This window comes from Caballeronia sp. (assembly GCF_049581465.1).
Taxonomy (GTDB): Bacteria; Pseudomonadota; Gammaproteobacteria; order Burkholderiales; family Burkholderiaceae; genus Caballeronia.
In genome coordinates, this window is sequence record NZ_JBAUSA010000131.1 from 1 (window position 1) to 1,682 (window position 1,682).

General features: G+C 62.9%; 2 protein-coding genes. Both read left to right on the forward strand.

What is annotated here, in order from left to right; genetic code table 11:
- On the forward strand, positions 1 to 893 hold an 893-nt coding region (locus WCA53_RS03435), incomplete at its 5' end, for an MFS transporter (protein WP_423905483.1).
- Between the two features lie 70 nt (positions 894 to 963).
- The coding region (locus WCA53_RS03440) for a porin (protein WP_423905485.1) at positions 964 to 1,682 on the forward strand (719 nt) is incomplete at its 3' end.

Here is a 1,682-nt window from a genome sequence, read left to right on the forward strand (position 1 = left end):
GGATGGTGCAGCACATGGGGTGGCGGCCGGTGTTCTACGTGGTCGGCCTGCCTGGGCTGGCGTTCGGCCTGCTCGCCTGGATTACGCTGCGGGAGCCGAAGCGCGGCGCGGCCGAGGAAGGCGGCGTGATCACTGGCGCGCTGGTGCCCTCACTACGCGAAGTGCTCACGGTGCTGTTGAAAAGTCGGGCATTCGTGCAGATGCTGCTCGGCACCGCGATCGGTGCGTTCGCGCAGTTTGGCATCAACTTGTTTATCCCGGTCTACCTGACGCGCGTCTATGGCATGGGCTATGCCCAGGCCGGTCTTGTCTTCGGCCTCGTGATTGGTATCGGCGGCATCGTCGGCAACTTACTCGGCGGCATGTCAGCCGACTGGGCGAGCAAGATGGACCGTCGCTGGTATGCCTGGGTGCCCGCGCTGGGAACGGCAATTGGTTTTCCGCTCATTGTGGCTGCGTTCATGGTGAACCAGTGGCCGGTCGCCGTCGTGCTGCTCTTGGTCGCCACGATAGCGCTCAACACTTGGAACGGTCCCACCTTCGCGATCGTGCAAGGCATCGTCGAGCCTCGCATGCGCGCCACCGCTTCGGCTTTCGTGTTCCTCCTCATGAATCTCGTCGGCCAGGGGCTCGGCCCGACTGCGGTCGGCTTCCTGAGCGATCGCTTCACTGAACGATTGTTCACGCCGGGCAAGTTCCATCTGGTTTGCGCGGCGACAGGTACGCATGGCATTCATGCTCCGGCACTAGCGCCGCAGGGCCCGTTCGCGGCTGCCTGCCACGACGCGTCGGCTTATGGCATCCGCTACGCGATGCTCGCCGTGAGCGTGGTGCTGATCTGGTCGTCAGTGCACTACTTCCTCGCATCGCGTCACATGCGTCGCGGAAGTTGAACGCAAACAGCTCTGAGCAAACGGGAACAAAACAGGTGAGATTGCCTGCAATATACAAGGAGACAGTAAGATGAAACAGAAGCTGATTGTTGGTGCGGTGGCCGCGGCATTGGCGGGCACAGCGCAGGCGCAAAGCAGCGTGACCCTGTACGGGATCATGGACGACGGCATCACATACGTGAGCAACGCAGGTGGACATTCACTCTGGAAGCTCGATGACGGCATCAACCAGGCATCGCGCTGGGGCTTGCGCGGCGCCGAGGATCTGGGGGGTGGCCTGAAGGCGGTCTTCACGCTCGAAAACGGCTTCTCGCTCAACACTGGCACGGCGAGCCACGGCGGCGCGCTGTTCGGGCGCCGGGCGTTCGTCGGCCTGTCGAGCACGACCTTCGGCACGCTGCTCGCGGGCTACGACTACGATTTCATCTACGACTACGTTTCGTACTACACGAATGTCGCGCAGTTTGCGCCTTCGTACGCGTTCCACGGCGCCTATGACATTGATCGTCTCGCGGGCGAGCCGGTCAGCAACATGGTGCGGTATGAAACGCCGAACTGGCACGGCTTCGGCGCGGGCGTAATGTACGGTTTCAGCAACGTCCCGAACGGTTTCGGCGGCACGCCCACGGGCAACCCGCGCGTGCTCAGTGCGGGCATCAAATACAGCCTGACAGGCACGTTCGACGCGCCGTACTCGATGGCAGCCGTTATCACCAAGACCGACGGCGGCAATGCCGCGCGCGGTGTCGGCACGATGGCCCAGGTCGCACTGAACGCGAAGTCGATCTA